Genomic DNA, 15,406 nt, shown 5'->3' on the forward strand with positions numbered 1-15,406 from the left:
CCTTTTTTATAATTAAATCAAATACATTTCTATTTAATTAGATTGCTGTACAAAAGTTTACAAGAAAAGAATGCGTTTTTTTAAAAGTGGCAGATACATTGCTTATATAAATACAAAATTATTGCGGGAGAGAGGTTCTTAGGAACCCGCCGAAGGAGCAACAAGCCCGGAAACTCTCAGGCAAAAGGGACTGTAATAATTAAAAAATCTGGAGAGAAGCTTAAGATTTATAAGATGAAGAATAAAAACTTATAAGTCATAAACTCACCGAAGGGGAAGATCGAAATACTAAAAGGTAGTATTTAGGTCGAAACTCTCAGGTACAAATGACAGATGGGCTGTACTGATGAAATGTTTTTGCATTTCAGAGGAGTCTGTTATGCCACATGTTATTGTGATTGGTGCAGGAATCACTGGGGTTACTTCAGCCTATGAATTATCTCAATTAGGTTACCAAGTCACAGTGATTGATCGCCATCTTTATCCAGCTATGGAAACATCATTTGCAAATGGAGGGCAGTTATCTGCTTGTAATGCAGAAGTCTGGAACCAGAAAGCGACCGTTATAAAAGGTTTTAAATGGATGAGGCAAAAAGATGCTCCTCTATTACTTAACCCTTCTTTTAGTTTGCACAAATATAGCTGGTTAGTTGAGTTTCTATCTCATATTAAAAACTATGAGGCCAATACTATAGAAACTGTTCGCTTAGCATTGCTCGCGCGTAAGCGCTTGTTTGATGTCGCTGAAAAAGAGCAGCTTCAATTTGATTTGGAGAAACGCGGTATTCTTCATATGTACCACAGCAAGGCTGATTATGACATTGCTAAACGAGTGAATGACGTCTTAAATAAAGGTACTTTGGAGCGTTATTCAGTTTCACCTGAAGAAATGAAGTCAATCGAGCCATCTTTAACTGGTGATTACTTTGGTGGTTATTACACCCCAAGTGATGCAACTGGAGACATTCATAAGTATTCGACTTCTTTAGCTGAGAAGACTAAACAATATGGGGTTCAGTATAAGTTTGGTTTAGAAGTTACTGATATTAAGTGTCATACAGATAAAGTAGTGCTGAATTGTCAGCCAAGTGCTGAACATCCTCATCTTTCTCAATCGGATAGTTTTCAATTAGAAGGTGATGTTCTGGTTGTTTGTGGTGGTGTCGGAAGTTATCAGTTGGCTGATATGGTCGGTGAACGTGTAAATGTTTATCCAGTTAAAGGCTATTCAATTACTGTCCAATTGAAAGACGAGAAAAGTATTAAAAATGCACCATGGGTGAGTTTACTTGATGAAAGCGCCAAAATTGTAACGTCTCGTTTGGGCCAAGATCGTTTACGTATTGCAGGTACAGCTGAGTTTAACGGCTATAATCGAGACATTCGAGCGGATCGTATTCAACCTCTAGTGAATTGGGTGAACCGTAATTTTGACATTTCAACTGAGCATGTTGTGCCTTGGGCAGGTTTAAGACCAATGATGCCTAATATGTTACCAGTCGTAAAACAGTCTAAGCAGCCACGAGTTTTTTATAATACTGGACATGGCCATTTAGGCTGGACTTTATCAGCAGCGACAGCTGTTTTGGTGAGTCAGGATATTCTACAAAAATATCCAGCTTAAAAAAGAAAAGCCAGTGTAGATGCACTGGCTTTTTCGTTTTATATCAATTAATCATATAGTCGATAAACACCCGTAAATCGTTCGCAGCCTTTTTGTTGAGTTTTTACAATAAGTAACGCCTTTTGAAAATCAAACTTGTATTTACAGTGATGCTCATTATCTAAAATTTCACTTTTCTGCTCAGGAGAGCTATAAGCCATTAATGAAATAGTTTGAGCATCTTTTCGGTTATTTGGATTGCGGTATGCTAAGCCTTCAATTTTGATTTTATCTTTAGCAAGTTGATGTATTTGTAAATGAACAGGTTGGGCTGCAATATGTCCATTTTCAAATTTAAGATAATGCTGCGTTAGGGTCTGCTTAAGTGATGCATAAAAATTTAAATCATCCCCACGTACATCAAACTGCTGTTGAAAACATGAATTGGTTTTACATTGTTGTGTATGTCTAAACCACAAAGTCTGTGTATCTTGTAAAAGTTTTAATGGTGCATCTGTGACTAGGTATGCAGACAGATATTTATTGTTAAGTTGCTTACGTGCTTCACTAAAGGTTTTTGAACAGATTTTGAGCTCTGTTTTGGATTTAGAGCAGTCGATAGATTCCGCAAAAACAAGCGATGAGCATAAACAACTCAATGTCACGACAAAACTTAATCTTTTCAATTGATTCATATCAGTATTCGACGGCATGATCGCTTATACTTTCAGTCTACTTTGCTAAGTGTACTATAGCGAAACACAACAGCTGAATACAAGATTTCTTAAGTTTTTATAGAAGGGAGGAGTTGATATGGTTGCTCAAATTCGTATTGGACAAGGAATGGATGTGCATGCCTTTGAAGAAGGTAACTTCGTAACTTTAGCTGGCGTTCAGATTCCACATACGCATGGCTTGAAAGCACATTCTGATGGCGATGTCGTGTTACATGCGCTATGTGATGCTTTACTCGGTGCACTGGCGCTTGGTGATATTGGTCAGCATTTTCCAGATACCGATCCAGAGTTTAAAGGAGCGGATAGCCGTGTACTGCTAAAACACGTTTATCAGTTAATCTTAGATCGTGGTTATCGTTTGAATAATGCCGATATTACGGTAGCTTGTGAACGTCCTAAACTAGCGAAACATAATTTAGAGATGCGACAAAGCATTGCGGATGTTTTGAATGTAGATTTAAATCAAATTAGTATCAAAGCGACCACTACCGAAAAGCTCGGATTTACAGGTCGCCAAGAAGGAATTTTAGCAACAGCGACGGTATTAATCTCTAATTAAACTAAATCATCAGTTTGTTGCAAAGACTGTTGAAGTTCTAAGGTAGCCTTACGGCCTTGTAGCTGTAAGGTAATACTATGGATCAGTCCAGTCCAAGTTTCATTTGGTTCCCAAATTTCGTGTAGTAAATCTTGAGAAGTTGGCATGTCCATATTCATATAAAATTGTCTGTATACGTACATGAGACAACTTACACGTTTGTTTTTGGCACAATGTACCCAAACAATTTCATTTTGAACCAAATGATCAATTAAATCTAAAACCAATAAGCATTGGTCAGAAGAGGGTGTTTCCCAGTCAATTGGAATATGAATGTAATTTAAACCATGCTCAAGACAAACCTGATCTTCATTTTCAATACAATGCGGTGAGTTTGTCAAAGCTAAATTGATAACGGTGCTACAGCCATACTCTTTAATAAGTTTGAGCTGTTCAACGGAAGGTTGTGCTGAACTAAATAAATGTTCATGAATAATTGAAAATGCAGGGATCTGAGATAGTGATTCTTCAAGGGTTGTCATAATCGCACTCTACAAGAGTAGGCTTGGCTTATTGTGTAGAATGTTATACACGATTCTAGAGTGTAGTTGAAATATAGACTGTTTATATATTCAGCAACATCGTGAAAAATTTTAAAAAAATAAACAAGAAAAATAAGAGTTTTACAGAAATAAAAAAACAGCACCTTAAAGATGCTGTTTTTTTATCGAAATTAAGCTTTTTTCAAATTTTCATTCAATAAAAATTCCATTAAAGCTTTTTGCGCATGGAGACGGTTTTCAGCTTCATCCCATACAACTGAGTTTTTATGATCAAGCATGGTTTCTGAAATTTCTTCACCGCGATGTGCTGGCAAACAATGCATAAACAAACAATCTGGATGTGCAAGACTCATCAGTTTTTCATTGACTTGAAAAGCTGCAAATGCATTCTTACGTAATTTTTGTTCTTCTTCTTGTCCCATGCTTGCCCATACGTCTGTAACGATAAGGTCAGCATTTACAGCCGCATCTTCAGCATTATCAAAAAGCTCAACACAATGTCCAAACTCTGCTAAAAATTCAGGTTTAGGCTCAAAACCCTTTGGCGAAGCAATTTTTAATTTAAAACCCATTAAATGTGCAGCTTCAATATATGAATTACACATATTGTTGCCATCACCAATCCAGGCTACGGTTTTACCTTCAATGCTGCCACGATGTTCAATATAAGTTTGCAAATCTGCAAGTAATTGACAAGGGTGATGATCATCGGTCAGGCCGTTAATGACAGGAACTTTTGAATAAGATGCAAAACGTTCAACAATGTCATGACCAAAAGTACGAATCATCACAATATCAAGCATACTTGAAATAACGCGTGCTGAGTCTTCAATTGGTTCACCACGGCCTAGCTGTGTATCACGAGGCGATAAAAAGATAGCACTACCACCAAATTGATTAATACCGGCTTCAAAAGAAATACGAGTACGTGTACTCGATTTTTCAAAAATCATTCCCAATACTTTACCAACAAAAGGTTGATATACCTTATTGCTTTGTTGCATTTTTTTTAGTTCGCTTGCGCGCTGTAAGACGCGGTTGAGTTCTAATGTAGATAGATCACGTAAAGTCAGGAAATGTCTTAAAGCCATGTAGCTACTCCATAATAATTGTCTTTTAAATACAACAATTATCTGTTGTTGGCTGGGTGGATGTGGGAAAAAAGAAGTCTACTATACTATAAGCATTTCAAAATGCAAAAGAATTAGACTTTATGGTGGCCTTTTAAAAAAATATCTACACAATATTCAATATAATCAAAAGCTTCTTTCTCATCTGGTAGGGCTGGCATGCCCATAATCATACGCCATTCAATATCGCGTAAAATCCCAAAATACATCAGTGAAGAATGATAAGGAGAAGGACATGTAATTTCTCCTGATTTATCCGCAAATTCTAATGCTTGAGTAAGTGTGTTTTGTAGATTATGTACCCATTTGTCATAGAGGTACTGTATGAGGACCGTATTACATTCGGTCTGTTCGATAATAAGTCTTAAAAACGCAATATGTTCAGGTTGAATAATGTGAACATAAACACGATTAAGTGTTTGAACTAGGTACTCTCTTAAAGTGCTTTTCTCTGGCTGAAATGGAATACAAACATCTTTAAAGAACATTTCACGTTTATAGTCACAAATAGCGGTAAAAAGTCCTTCTTTATTACCAAAATATTTATAAATAGAGGCCTTGGAGCCGCCTGCATGGTTGACGATGTCATCTAAAGAAACAGCATCATATCCTTTTTCCAAAAACAGCTCGGTTGCGCTTAACAATAGTGCTAAACGACGTTCGATACCGCGGCGTGTTTGAGGTTTATCACATATAGGATGATGTGACTCGAGGACTGGATCATGCATAAAATTTAATAACGACGATTAAGACTGCTTATCTAGTATAGCAAAACTATCTTTAACGATGGTCATCGCTATATTTTTAGGTCATCGGGTAAACAGTAAAGTAAATGTAAGAATGAAAAAATATATTAAAATATAAATGGTTATGTTTGATTTTTGAGATTTCTAATGATGTAACTGTATGTTCACATTTTAGTTTAACCATATCTTTTCGATATAAATCGAGATAAAGAAAAAGCGGCTAAAATAAATTAGCCGCTTTTTGATTATTGCTTTGCTGTTAGGCTTCTGACAAAGTCGCTTTGTGTTCGTCCTCATCATCGTCATCAGCAGAATCCATTCCTAGTTCTTTTAACTTTCGGGTTAGGGTGTTACGTCCCCAACCTAATAGCTCGGCTGCATGACGTTTGCGTCCACGAGTTTGCTGTAGTGCTGCGTTAATTAAAGTACGCTCAAACATCGGCGTAGCAATATCCAAAATCTTCATTTCACCATTCTTAAGCTTTTGAATCGCCCATTGGTTTAGCAATTCATCCCAATGATGTAGCGAAATACGCTCAAAAGATGGTGCTGGTTGGCTAGCATCACTATTTTTTTGGAGTGGAACTTGTTTGAGTTCAGAAGGTAAATCTTCTGGGTAAACCTCACGACCAGTGATCATGACGGTTAGCCAACGACAAGTATTTTCAAGCTGACGAACATTACCAGGCCATGGTAGTTGCTGCATATAGTCAGTTGTTTCGGTACGTAAAATCTTTGGACTTACGCCTAACTCTTTACCAGCACGAGCCAAGAAGTGTTGAGCCAACATCGGTATATCTTCACTGCGATGCGCAAGCTTAGGAATATGAATACGAATTACATTTAAGCGATGATATAAGTCTTCACGGAAGCGCCCTTCATTCACCAATTTTTCTAAATCTTGGTGTGTCGCAGCCACAATTCGGACATCAACTTTAACAGGGATATGCCCACCAACTCGGTAAAACTCGCCATCAGCAAGTACACGTAGTAAACGAGTCTGTGTTTCAAAAGGCATATCACCAATTTCATCAAGGAAGAGAGTTCCGCCATTTGCTTGTTCAAAACGACCTTGATGTTGAGTGTTAGCGCCGGTAAAAGCACCTTTTTCATGACCAAATAATTCCGTTTCGATTAAATCTTTAGGAATTGCTGCCATGTTTAATGCAATAAAAGGCTTAGCGCGGCGTGGTGAATGCTTATGTAACGCATGCGCAACGAGTTCTTTACCTGTTCCTGACTCACCATTAATTAAAACGGTAATGTGTGATTGCGATAAGCGGCCAATTGCTCGGAAAACCTCTTGCATAGCAGGAGATTCACCAATAATTTCTGTCGATTGTAGTGGAGAAGCAGTTTTTGTAGCCTCTTGCTGCTGCAATTTATTAATATGCAAAATCGCACGATTGACTAATGCTAAAGCTTCATCAATATCAAACGGTTTTGGTAAATACTCAAATGCACCAGTTTGATAGCTAGATACAGCAGACTCTAAGTCCGAATGCGCTGTCATAATGATCACAGGCAAGTCGGGATGAGAGTTTTTCACTTTAGATAAGAAAGTTAATCCATCAATACCTGGCATACGGATGTCAGTTAAGATGACATCAGGCGCATCATGATGTAAACGTTCGAGTGCTGTTTGAGCTTCTTCAAAATTGGTGACGTCAAATCCTTCTTCTTTAAAGGTCTTCTCAAGTACCCATCGCATGGCGCGATCGTCATCAATAACCCATATTTTATTTCGCGACACGGTCTGACTCCCAAGGTAAATATAAGCTAAACATTGTTTTTCCAGGAACTGATTGGCATTCAATCATTCCGTTATGTTGATGCATGATGTTCTGTGCAATACTCAGGCCAAGCCCTGTACCTTTTGCTCGTCCTGTAACCAAAGGATAAAACACAGATTCTAAAATGCTTTCGGGAATACCCGGTCCATTGTCCTCAATATCGACTCTTACAGCAGAGCGGTTGAGCACACCATTAATGGTGACTAGACGTTGAATACGGGTACGTAAAATTAATTCAGGCTCTTGATCTGTAAAAAATGATTTATTCTCTGTAATCGCTTGAATTGCATTCACACTAATATTGAGCATGACTTGAATGAGTTGATCTCGATCGGCTTTTACATCTGGCAAAGACAAATCATAGTCGCGCGTAATTTTAATTTTTTTCTTGGTTTGATTTGCGATTAAAGAACGTACACGTTCTAAAGGTTCATGTACATTTACGTTCTCATAACTTGGCAGTTGTCTTGAACCCAACATGGTGTCAGCCAAATTGGTAAGACGGTCTACCTCGTTAATAATGACATCTGTAAATTCCGCATAGCTCTCGTCATTTAAGCTCCGAGCAAGTAGCTGGGTTGCACCGCGTATTCCAGCAAGAGGATTTTTAATTTCGTGAGCAACCCCTCGAACTAACTGTCGAGCCACTTGATGCTGTTGAATCAGGTTTTCTTCTTTAGAAATTTTCAACATGCGATCAATAGGATTTAGCTCAATAAGTAAGAGCGGGTGGTAGCTTTTACCTGCATTTAACTGTGAGACCGTATAATCAACATGTAAGTCTTTAAAGTTGACATTAATGACAGCTTCACGACGTGTATAAGGTTGTCCTGTTTTTAGAGTATTGAGCAAAGCTTCATGCGTATTAAAAGTATCATCAGGTGCATGAAGTAAATTTAAAACCGGTTGTCCAGAAGCGCGAAGCAAACTAATGTCAAAAAGTGCTTCACAAGCTGAATTCAAATAAAAAATATTAAAGTTACTATCGATTAATAAAATCGCAGTAGTTAAATTGTCTACCAAAAGGCGATAGTCGATAGGTGTGTGTTGATCCATTAGCGAATCGTTCCTGTCTTAAAATGGCGCAATGGCATCTTCATTAGTTATCGGTTTTCACCGTTATAGAACATGCATGATGCAAAATGTACGCCAACTTTGTTTATGGATTATTTTAAGGTTTCAAGCGTAGTTAAAGCGCTCTAAAATCGTTCTTAATATCTTTTGGTCAAAAATATGAATGTATATACCAATAATACCATGATCCAACTTGGTGCAATATTGAGTTTTGGTGCAAATATTGGTTGTATTTTGGTGCATTACACAAAGAGTGGGGTTTCCACCTATGCTTGAGACGAGAAAAGACATACAATACGCGCATTCAAGTGGAGCGCAGATTCATGAAGACCCCCAAAGTCGGTTTTGTTTCTTTAGGTTGTCCTAAGGCATTGGTAGATTCTGAACGAATTTTAACTCAGTTAAAGACTGAAGGTTATCAAGTTGCATCAGATTATGATGGTGCTGATTTAGTTGTTGTTAATACCTGTGGTTTTATTGAATCTGCAGTACAAGAATCGTTAGATGCAATTGGCGAAGCCATGAGTGAAAATGGCCGAGTTATTGTTACAGGTTGTTTGGGTAAAGACGAAGATAAAATTCGTCAAATGCACCCTAATGTTTTAAAAGTCACTGGTGCAGCAGCTTACCAGGACGTTATGGAAGCTGTACATGAATATGTGCCAGCACCGCCTAAACATAATCCGTTTATTGATCTTGTTCCTGAGCAAGGTATCCGTTTAACACCTAAACATTATGCTTATTTAAAAATATCTGAAGGCTGTAACCATCGTTGTACCTTCTGTATTATCCCAAGCATGCGTGGTGATTTAGTATCACGTCCAGTTGGTAGCGTATTAGAAGAAGCGGCTGCATTAAAACGCGCAGGTGTGAAAGAAATTTTGGTTATTTCACAAGATACTTCAGCTTATGGTGTAGATACTAAATATAAGTTGGACTTCTGGAATGGCCAACCTGTAAAAACCAAATTCTTTGACATGTGTGAAGCACTTGGTCAGCTTGGAATTTGGGTCCGTCTACATTATGTATATCCATACCCACATGTTGATGCAGTGATCGATTTGATGGCTCAAGGTAAAATCTTGCCATATCTCGATATTCCATTCCAACATGCAAGCCCACGTGTTCTTAAATTAATGAAACGTCCGGCACATAGTGAAAATACTTTAGAAAAAATTAAATTATGGCGTGAAAAATGCCCTGATCTTGTAATCCGTTCTACTTTTGTGGTTGGTTTTCCAGGCGAAACTGAAGAAGACTTCCAGATTTTGCTCGATTGGTTGGTTGAAGCTCAACTTGATCGTGTAGGGTGCTTTACCTATTCACCAGTAGAAGGCGCTACGGCAAATGATTTACCAGATCATGTGCCAGAAGAAATTAAGCAAGAGCGTTACGAGCGCTTTATGCAAGTGCAGCAGCAAATATCTGCTGCCAAATTACAAAAACGTATTGGTCAAACGATGACTGTACTAGTCGATAGTTTGGAAGATGAATATCCTGTTGCTGTTGCACGTTCTTATGCCGATGCTCCTGAAATTGACGGTAATGTCTTTGTAGAAGATATCGATAAGAGCACGATTCAACCAGGCGATATGTTGGAAGTCGAAATTACCGATGCGGATGAATACGACTTATTTGCAAAGTTAATTAAAATTAAATCGGTCTAATCGAATCACGATTCAAAAAGCATTCAGTTTAAGAGGTCTTGGAGCAAAATCATGGCGGAAACAATCAGCCCCCGTTATTCACGAATTTTATTAAAATTATCTGGTGAAGCTTTATCAGGTAATAAAGATATGGGTATTGATGCTCAAGTTTTAGATCAGATGTCACTTTCTATTGCGCATTTGGTAGGCTTGGGCGTGCAAGTAGGTATCGTTGTTGGTGGCGGTAACTTATATCGTGGAAGCCAGTTGCAAAAAGATGGTTTGGTTGGCCGTGTAACAGGTGATCAAATGGGTATGCTTGCGACTGTCATGAATGGTTTGGCAATGCGTGATGCATTGGTGCGTCGTAACATCAGAACTCGTCTAATGTCTGCACTACCAATTGGTACTGTTGTCGAGTCATATTCAAGTCGTGATGCAATTCGTCATTTAAGCCAAGGCGAGGTCTGTGTTTTCGTTGCGGGAACAGGAAATCCATTCTTTACAACTGATACAGCAGCATGTCTACGTGGTATTGAAATTGAAGCAAATTTAATTTTGAAAGCAACCAAAGTAGACGGTGTTTATAATAAAGATCCAAGCAAATATGAAGATGCAGTGAAATACGATCATTTAACATTTGATCAGGTGTTAGATGAGAAGTTAGGTGTTATGGATTTAACAGCAATTTGCTTATGCCGTGACCACAATGTGCCATTGCAAGTATTTGATATGAATAAATCTGGTGCGCTTTTATCAGTTGTAATGGGTGAAAAAGAGGGTACACGCGTTACTAAGTAATGTACGTGTGTTGCAAAGCTCTTTATACTAGCGCTAAATTAAATTTGTTATATACATCCTTGAATAAATAAGTAAGGAAGATCATATGATTAACGATCTGAAAAAAGACAGCGAACAGCGTATGATGAAAACTCTTGAGTCTTTGGAACAAGGGTTTGCTAAAGTTCGTACCGGCCGTGCACACCCATCAATTTTAAATGGGGTAATGGTTCCTTACTATGGTTCTGATGTGCCTTTAAACCAAGTAGCGAACGTTGGTGTTGAAGATTCTCGTACGCTTATCGTTCAACCGTTTGAACGTACAATGGTATCTGCAATTGATAAAGCAATTCGTGAAAGTGATTTAGGTTTAAACCCAATTACTGCTGATTCAATTCGTGTGCCTTTACCAGCTTTAACTGAAGAAACACGTCGTGATATGCAGAAAGTTGCACGCAGCGAAGCTGAAAATGCAAAAGTTGCTATTCGTAACATTCGTCGTGATGTTTTAGGTGATATCAAAGCATTGTTGAAAGAGAAAGAAATCTCTGAAGATGATGAGCGTCGTGCAGGTGATGATATCCAGAAAATCACTGATAAATATGTTGCAGAAGTAGATAAGCGTCTTGCAGCGAAAGAAGCAGAATTGATGAAGGTCTAATTTTATGACCGAATCAGAAGAGTATCATCTTCCTAAGCATGTTGCCATCATTATGGATGGCAACAACCGCTTTGCAAAGAAAAACCAAATGCAAAAAGGTGATGGGCATCGAGAGGGTAAAAATATTCTAGACCCTATTGTTGAACATTGTATAAAAACTAGCGTCCGTGCTTTAACTGTTTTTGCATTTTCGAGTGAAAATTGGAATCGACCACAATATGAAGTCGATCTGCTTATGAAACTTCTTGAAGAAACCATTCATGAGCAAATACCTCGCATGAAGAAATTCAATATTGCTTTGCGTTTTATAGGGGATCGTTCTAGATTACCTTCACATTTAGTTGCCTTAATGGAAGATGCAGAGCAACAAACAGTACATCATGACGCCATGACATTAACTATTGCGATTAGCTATGGTGGTATGTGGGATATTGCAAATGCAGCTAAACAAGTTGCTCAAGCAGTTTCACGTGGTGAAATTGACGCTGATCAAATAAATGTTGATTTGTTCGAAAAATATGTCAGTCTAAACGATCTGCCAGCTGTGGACTTGTTGATCCGTACAGGTGGAGATTTCCGTATATCTAACTTCTTGTTATGGCAAGCAGCTTATGCGGAACTGTATTTTACCGATACTTTGTGGCCGGAATTTACAGTCGAGGAATTCGATCATGCATTGAATGTATTTTCAGGGCGTGAACGTCGTTTCGGTAAAACATCTGAACAAATTCAGCAAGAGAAAATCGAGAATTTATAATGTTAGAGCGGATTGTTACCGCATTGGTACTTGTTGCAGTTGTTTTAGGCTGTATGTTTGCTACGCAATCACATTATCCAATGTTGGTACTTATGATTGTAGCAGCAGCGGTGGCGGGGTATGAGTGGTATAAGTTAATGCCTCATGAAGCTGGCGCCGTAGTAAAGCCTAAAGCATGGGGTTATGGTCTACTAGTTGCCTTTGTTTCAGGCGTTGCCTTATTCTTTCATGACATTGCATTACTGCTATGGTCTGCTTCAATTTTAACTTGGCTCGTTAGTGTTTATTGGGTTAAGTCTTTTCCTGAATTTGATGGGTGGTATAACGCGACCCTTTATGTCATTGGTTTAATTCTTATCTGTGCAGCAGTGACTGCGATATTTGTAGTATGGCAAAGCTCACCATGGTGGTTGATGTATTTGTTCTTGCTTGTATGGGGTGCAGATAGTGGAGCTTACTTTGTAGGTCGTAAATTCGGTAAAAGAAAATTGGCACCTACAGTAAGTCCTAACAAATCAGTAGAAGGTTTATATGGTGGTATTCTCACTACAGTTATTGTCATGCTTGTAGTGCAATATCAATATTTAAATCTAACTTGGGTTCAACAACTTTTATTCCTGATCTTGTCTTTAATCACAGTATTTGGTTCAGTATTAGGTGATTTATTTGAATCAATGATTAAACGCCGTGCTGGTATTAAAGATTCTGGCCGTGTTTTGCCAGGTCATGGTGGTGTACTGGACCGTATTGATTCTTTACTCGCAGCAGCCCCGATTTTTGCAACGGGAATGTATATATTAAAGCTTATTGGTGTAGATTTATAGATGACACAATCTGTTTGCATATTGGGTGTAACCGGTTCTATTGGGCAAAGTACCTTAAAAATTTTAAGTCAACATCCAGATAAGTATTCAGTCTTTGCAGTTTCGGCGCATAGTCGAATTCCTGAACTTGTTGAAATCTGCAAACAGTTCCGCCCTAAAGTTGTTGTTGTTCCTGAAAACAAAATAGCTGAACTAAAAACATCATTTGTTCAACAAAATATACAGGGTATTGATATTTTAGTTGGACAAGATGGTTTGGTTGATATTGCATCACATGCAGATGTTGATGTTGTGATGGCTGCAATTGTAGGTGCAGCTGGTTTATTGCCTACTTTGGCAGCTGTTAAAGCAGGTAAACGAGTATTGCTTGCAAATAAAGAAGCATTAGTTATGTCTGGTGAAATCATGATGCAAGCTGCTCTTGATCATCAGGCATTATTATTGCCAGTAGATTCAGAACATAATGCTATTTTCCAGTCATTACCTCATAACTATTTACAAGTCGATAGAACTGGGCAACCGCAATTAGGCGTATCCAAAATACTGCTAACCGCATCTGGTGGTCCCTTTTTAAATCATTCTCTAGAACAGTTGGAACATGTAACACCCCAACAGGCATGTAAACATCCAAACTGGTCAATGGGGCAAAAAATTTCAGTTGACTCAGCTACTCTTATGAATAAAGGGTTGGAGTTGATAGAAGCGTGTCATTTATTTTCAATATCTGAACATTTTGTTACAGTTGTTGTTCATCCACAAAGTATTATTCACTCTATGGTGCAGTATGTTGATGGTTCAACATTAGCACAAATGGGTAATCCTGATATGTGTACGCCGATTGCACATGCATTAGCATGGCCTGAGCGTTTACAAACAAGCGTTCCTGCTTTAGATTTATTTGAGTATTCTCAACTTAATTTTCAGGCTCCAGATACCCAAAAATTTCCTGCATTGAATTTGGCAAGACAAGCAATGCGTGCAGGTGGTTTGGCACCTACCATTTTGAATGCGGCAAATGAAATTGCTGTTGAAGCATTCTTAAAGGAAAGGATTGGATTTACACATATTCCACAAGTGGTAGAGCATACTTTGCAAGATTTAGAGAATGCAGCGGCTGAGAGCATTGAGTGCATTTTAGATAAAGATAAAGTGGCTCGATCTATAGCTCAGAAATATATATCAAGTATTGGAGGCTGAAATGAATGCGCTTTTTATGATTGCAGCAGCAGCTCTTTTACTTGGTCCTTTAATAGCAATTCATGAGTTTGGTCATTATTGGGTCGCGCGAAAGCTTGGGGTTAAAGTTTTAATTTATTCAATTGGTTTTGGTCCAACCTTACTGAAATGGACATCTAGAAAGTCAGGTATTCAGTATCAGCTTTCTGCTCTACCTTTGGGTGGCTACGTTAAAATGTTAGACGAGCGAGAAGGTAATGTCGCAGAAGAAGATCTACCATATGCTTTTAACCGTCAAAAACCATGGAAGCGTATAGCTATTGTTGCTGCAGGGCCGTTAATTAACTTAATTTTTGCTGTGCTTCTTTTTTGGGTTTTATTTTTACCCGCACAACAACAATTAAATACTAAAATTGGCAAAATTATTCCAAATTCTCCAGCTGCTGCTGCCCAGTTACATGTAGGCGATAAAATTATTGCAGTTGATGGAAAAGAGACCGCAACTTGGGAAAAGCTAAATTTTGCTTTAATTGATCGTGTGGGTGAAACAGGTACTGTAAATATCGATGTTGATCGTGCAGGTACCGAGAAAAATTTTGTATTACCAATTAAAGATTTTTTAAAAAACCAGAATGATTCTGCACTGGAATTATTAGGTTTCTTGCCTTATCGTCCTATCATTCCTGCTGTTGTAACAGACTTAACAGAAGATGGTGCAGCAATTCGTCAAGGCATGAAAGTAGGTGATCGTATTGTTGCGATTGACGGTCAACCTATGAAAGATTGGTTTGATGTAGTTGAAGTCGTTCAGCGTTCTCCAGAAAAACTACTTAATATTGATGTTTTACGTCATGAGCAGTTGGTACATTTACAAATTATGCCGCAAGGAAAGCGGGATAATATGGGACAGGTCAATGGTGTCCTTGGTGTAAAAAGTGATGCTGGAAAAATTACAATTCCTGACGAATATAAGCAAACAATTCAATATACTCCAATACAAGCTTTTGAAATGGCACTTGATAAAACTGGCCAAATCTCTAGCATGATTTTGAATTCAATAGTGAAAATGGTTAAAGGATTAATTGGATTAGAAAATCTTTCTGGGCCAATTACCATTGCAAAAGTAGCTGGACAAAGTGCAGAAATGGGATGGGAAACTTTTATCTCCTTTATGGCTTTAATGAGTGTAAGTCTTGGAATTTTAAACTTATTACCAATTCCAATGTTAGATGGTGGTCATCTAGTGTATTACATTATTGAAGCTATTCGAGGGAAACCTGTTTCTGAACAAATACAAATGTTTGGTCTAAAAATTGGTATGGTACTGCTCGGTAGTATGATGCTTTTAGCTTTATTTAATGACTTTATGCGTTTGTAA

15 protein-coding genes and 1 riboswitch are annotated in these 15,406 nt (G+C 38.1%); of the genes, 9 read left to right on the forward strand and 6 right to left on the reverse strand.

The features are described 5' to 3' along the window. Positions 1 to 114 precede the first annotated feature (114 nt). Positions 115 to 203: riboswitch (glycine riboswitch) on the forward strand. A gap of 176 nt (positions 204 to 379) precedes the next feature. Then, positions 380 to 1,624 carry a D-amino acid dehydrogenase gene (locus tag ACIF8R_RS02815; protein ID WP_311087453.1) on the forward strand — a complete coding sequence of 415 codons (1,245 nt, stop codon included), beginning with the start codon at positions 380 to 382 and terminating at the stop codon, positions 1,622 to 1,624. A gap of 47 nt (positions 1,625 to 1,671) precedes the next feature. On the opposite strand, the gene ACIF8R_RS02820 is transcribed toward ACIF8R_RS02815, so the two are convergent. Beyond that, positions 1,672 to 2,316, reverse strand: coding sequence for a hypothetical protein (locus ACIF8R_RS02820; RefSeq protein WP_348888124.1), 645 nt, complete (start codon positions 2,314 to 2,316; stop codon positions 1,672 to 1,674). Between the two features lie 100 nt (positions 2,317 to 2,416). Here ACIF8R_RS02820 and ispF point away from each other — a divergent pair, with 100 nt between their 5' ends. Beyond that, the gene (gene ispF / locus ACIF8R_RS02825; RefSeq protein WP_004701182.1) at positions 2,417 to 2,899 is read left to right on the forward strand and encodes a 2-C-methyl-D-erythritol 2,4-cyclodiphosphate synthase; all 483 of its coding nucleotides are present in this window, start codon (positions 2,417 to 2,419) and stop codon (positions 2,897 to 2,899) included. Here ispF and ACIF8R_RS02830 read toward each other — a convergent pair. The 5 genes from ACIF8R_RS02830 to glnL all read right to left on the reverse strand — a co-directional run bounded on the left by ACIF8R_RS02830 (position 2,896) and on the right by glnL (position 8,166). Continuing rightward, positions 2,896 to 3,420, reverse strand: a complete 525-nt coding sequence (locus ACIF8R_RS02830; protein ID WP_019458853.1) for a protein tyrosine phosphatase family protein — start codon at positions 3,418 to 3,420, stop codon at positions 2,896 to 2,898. The two genes, ispF and ACIF8R_RS02830, sit on opposite strands and share 4 nt — an antisense overlap. 191 nt (positions 3,421 to 3,611) lie before the next feature. Beyond that, complete coding sequence (gene argF, locus ACIF8R_RS02835) at positions 3,612 to 4,532, reverse strand: ornithine carbamoyltransferase (RefSeq protein WP_002049620.1); 921 nt, start codon at positions 4,530 to 4,532, stop codon at positions 3,612 to 3,614. 113 nt (positions 4,533 to 4,645) lie between these two features. Continuing rightward, positions 4,646 to 5,299 carry a TetR/AcrR family transcriptional regulator gene (locus ACIF8R_RS02840; protein WP_263613901.1) on the reverse strand — a complete coding sequence of 218 codons (654 nt, stop codon included), beginning with the start codon at positions 5,297 to 5,299 and terminating at the stop codon, positions 4,646 to 4,648. Positions 5,300 to 5,576: 277 nt separating this feature from the next. Further along, positions 5,577 to 7,070: a nitrogen regulation protein NR(I) gene (glnG, locus tag ACIF8R_RS02845; protein WP_396478933.1), complete on the reverse strand. Its 1,494-nt coding sequence runs from the start codon at positions 7,068 to 7,070 to the stop codon at positions 5,577 to 5,579. After that, on the reverse strand, positions 7,057 to 8,166 hold the full coding sequence (glnL, locus tag ACIF8R_RS02850) for a nitrogen regulation protein NR(II) (RefSeq protein WP_304400409.1): 1,110 nt from the start codon (positions 8,164 to 8,166) through the stop codon (positions 7,057 to 7,059). Before glnL ends, glnG begins: the two co-directional genes overlap by 14 nt. A 341-nt stretch (positions 8,167 to 8,507) precedes the next feature. Between glnL and rimO the strand changes: the two genes are divergently transcribed. The 7 genes from rimO (at position 8,508) to rseP (ending at position 15,406) form a co-directional block, all read left to right on the forward strand. Next, on the forward strand, positions 8,508 to 9,851 hold the full coding sequence (gene rimO, locus ACIF8R_RS02855) for a 30S ribosomal protein S12 methylthiotransferase RimO (RefSeq protein WP_000856678.1): 1,344 nt from the start codon (positions 8,508 to 8,510) through the stop codon (positions 9,849 to 9,851). Between the two features lie 51 nt (positions 9,852 to 9,902). Beyond that, positions 9,903 to 10,631 carry a UMP kinase gene (pyrH, locus tag ACIF8R_RS02860; RefSeq protein WP_000852257.1) on the forward strand — a complete coding sequence of 243 codons (729 nt, stop codon included), beginning with the start codon at positions 9,903 to 9,905 and terminating at the stop codon, positions 10,629 to 10,631. Between the two features lie 85 nt (positions 10,632 to 10,716). Beyond that, the gene (gene frr / locus ACIF8R_RS02865; protein WP_002049637.1) at positions 10,717 to 11,271 is read left to right on the forward strand and encodes a ribosome recycling factor; all 555 of its coding nucleotides are present in this window, start codon (positions 10,717 to 10,719) and stop codon (positions 11,269 to 11,271) included. A 4-nt stretch (positions 11,272 to 11,275) separates the two neighbouring features. Then, entirely contained in the window at positions 11,276 to 12,028 is a 753-nt protein-coding gene (uppS, locus tag ACIF8R_RS02870) for a polyprenyl diphosphate synthase (RefSeq protein ID WP_304400410.1), read from the forward strand. Then, on the forward strand, positions 12,028 to 12,852 hold the full coding sequence (locus tag ACIF8R_RS02875; RefSeq protein ID WP_304400411.1) for a phosphatidate cytidylyltransferase: 825 nt from the start codon (positions 12,028 to 12,030) through the stop codon (positions 12,850 to 12,852). The genes uppS and ACIF8R_RS02875 overlap by 1 nt, the downstream gene beginning before the upstream one ends. Then, a complete protein-coding gene (ispC, locus tag ACIF8R_RS02880) occupies positions 12,853 to 14,049 on the forward strand; it encodes a 1-deoxy-D-xylulose-5-phosphate reductoisomerase (protein WP_311070716.1) in 1,197 nt (398 codons plus the stop codon). A 1-nt stretch (position 14,050) separates the two neighbouring features. Then, complete coding sequence (gene rseP / locus ACIF8R_RS02885; RefSeq protein ID WP_396478936.1) at positions 14,051 to 15,406, forward strand: RIP metalloprotease RseP; 1,356 nt, start codon at positions 14,051 to 14,053, stop codon at positions 15,404 to 15,406.

Origin of the sequence: Acinetobacter sp. ABJ_C4_1 (genome assembly GCF_044538495.1) — a bacterium.
GTDB lineage: Bacteria > Pseudomonadota > Gammaproteobacteria > Pseudomonadales > Moraxellaceae > Acinetobacter > Acinetobacter nosocomialis_A.

Coding starts and splice junctions, on each gene's coding strand:
- ACIF8R_RS02815 (WP_311087453.1), top strand. CDS start 380: ATGCCACATGTTATTGTGATTGGTGCAGGAATCACTGGGGTTACTTCA.
- ACIF8R_RS02820 (WP_348888124.1), bottom strand. CDS start 2,316: ATGCCGTCGAATACTGATATGAATCAATTGAAAAGATTAAGTTTTGTC.
- ispF (WP_004701182.1), top strand. CDS start 2,417: ATGGTTGCTCAAATTCGTATTGGACAAGGAATGGATGTGCATGCCTTT.
- ACIF8R_RS02830 (WP_019458853.1), bottom strand. CDS start 3,420: ATGACAACCCTTGAAGAATCACTATCTCAGATCCCTGCATTTTCAATT.
- argF (WP_002049620.1), bottom strand. CDS start 4,532: ATGGCTTTAAGACATTTCCTGACTTTACGTGATCTATCTACATTAGAA.
- ACIF8R_RS02840 (WP_263613901.1), bottom strand. CDS start 5,299: ATGCATGATCCAGTCCTCGAGTCACATCATCCTATATGTGATAAACCT.
- glnL (WP_304400409.1), bottom strand. CDS start 8,166: ATGGATCAACACACACCTATCGACTATCGCCTTTTGGTAGACAATTTA.
- rimO (WP_000856678.1), top strand. CDS start 8,508: ATGAAGACCCCCAAAGTCGGTTTTGTTTCTTTAGGTTGTCCTAAGGCA.
- pyrH (WP_000852257.1), top strand. CDS start 9,903: ATGGCGGAAACAATCAGCCCCCGTTATTCACGAATTTTATTAAAATTA.
- frr (WP_002049637.1), top strand. CDS start 10,717: ATGATTAACGATCTGAAAAAAGACAGCGAACAGCGTATGATGAAAACT.
- uppS (WP_304400410.1), top strand. CDS start 11,276: ATGACCGAATCAGAAGAGTATCATCTTCCTAAGCATGTTGCCATCATT.
- ACIF8R_RS02875 (WP_304400411.1), top strand. CDS start 12,028: ATGTTAGAGCGGATTGTTACCGCATTGGTACTTGTTGCAGTTGTTTTA.
- ispC (WP_311070716.1), top strand. CDS start 12,853: ATGACACAATCTGTTTGCATATTGGGTGTAACCGGTTCTATTGGGCAA.
- rseP (WP_396478936.1), top strand. CDS start 14,051: ATGAATGCGCTTTTTATGATTGCAGCAGCAGCTCTTTTACTTGGTCCT.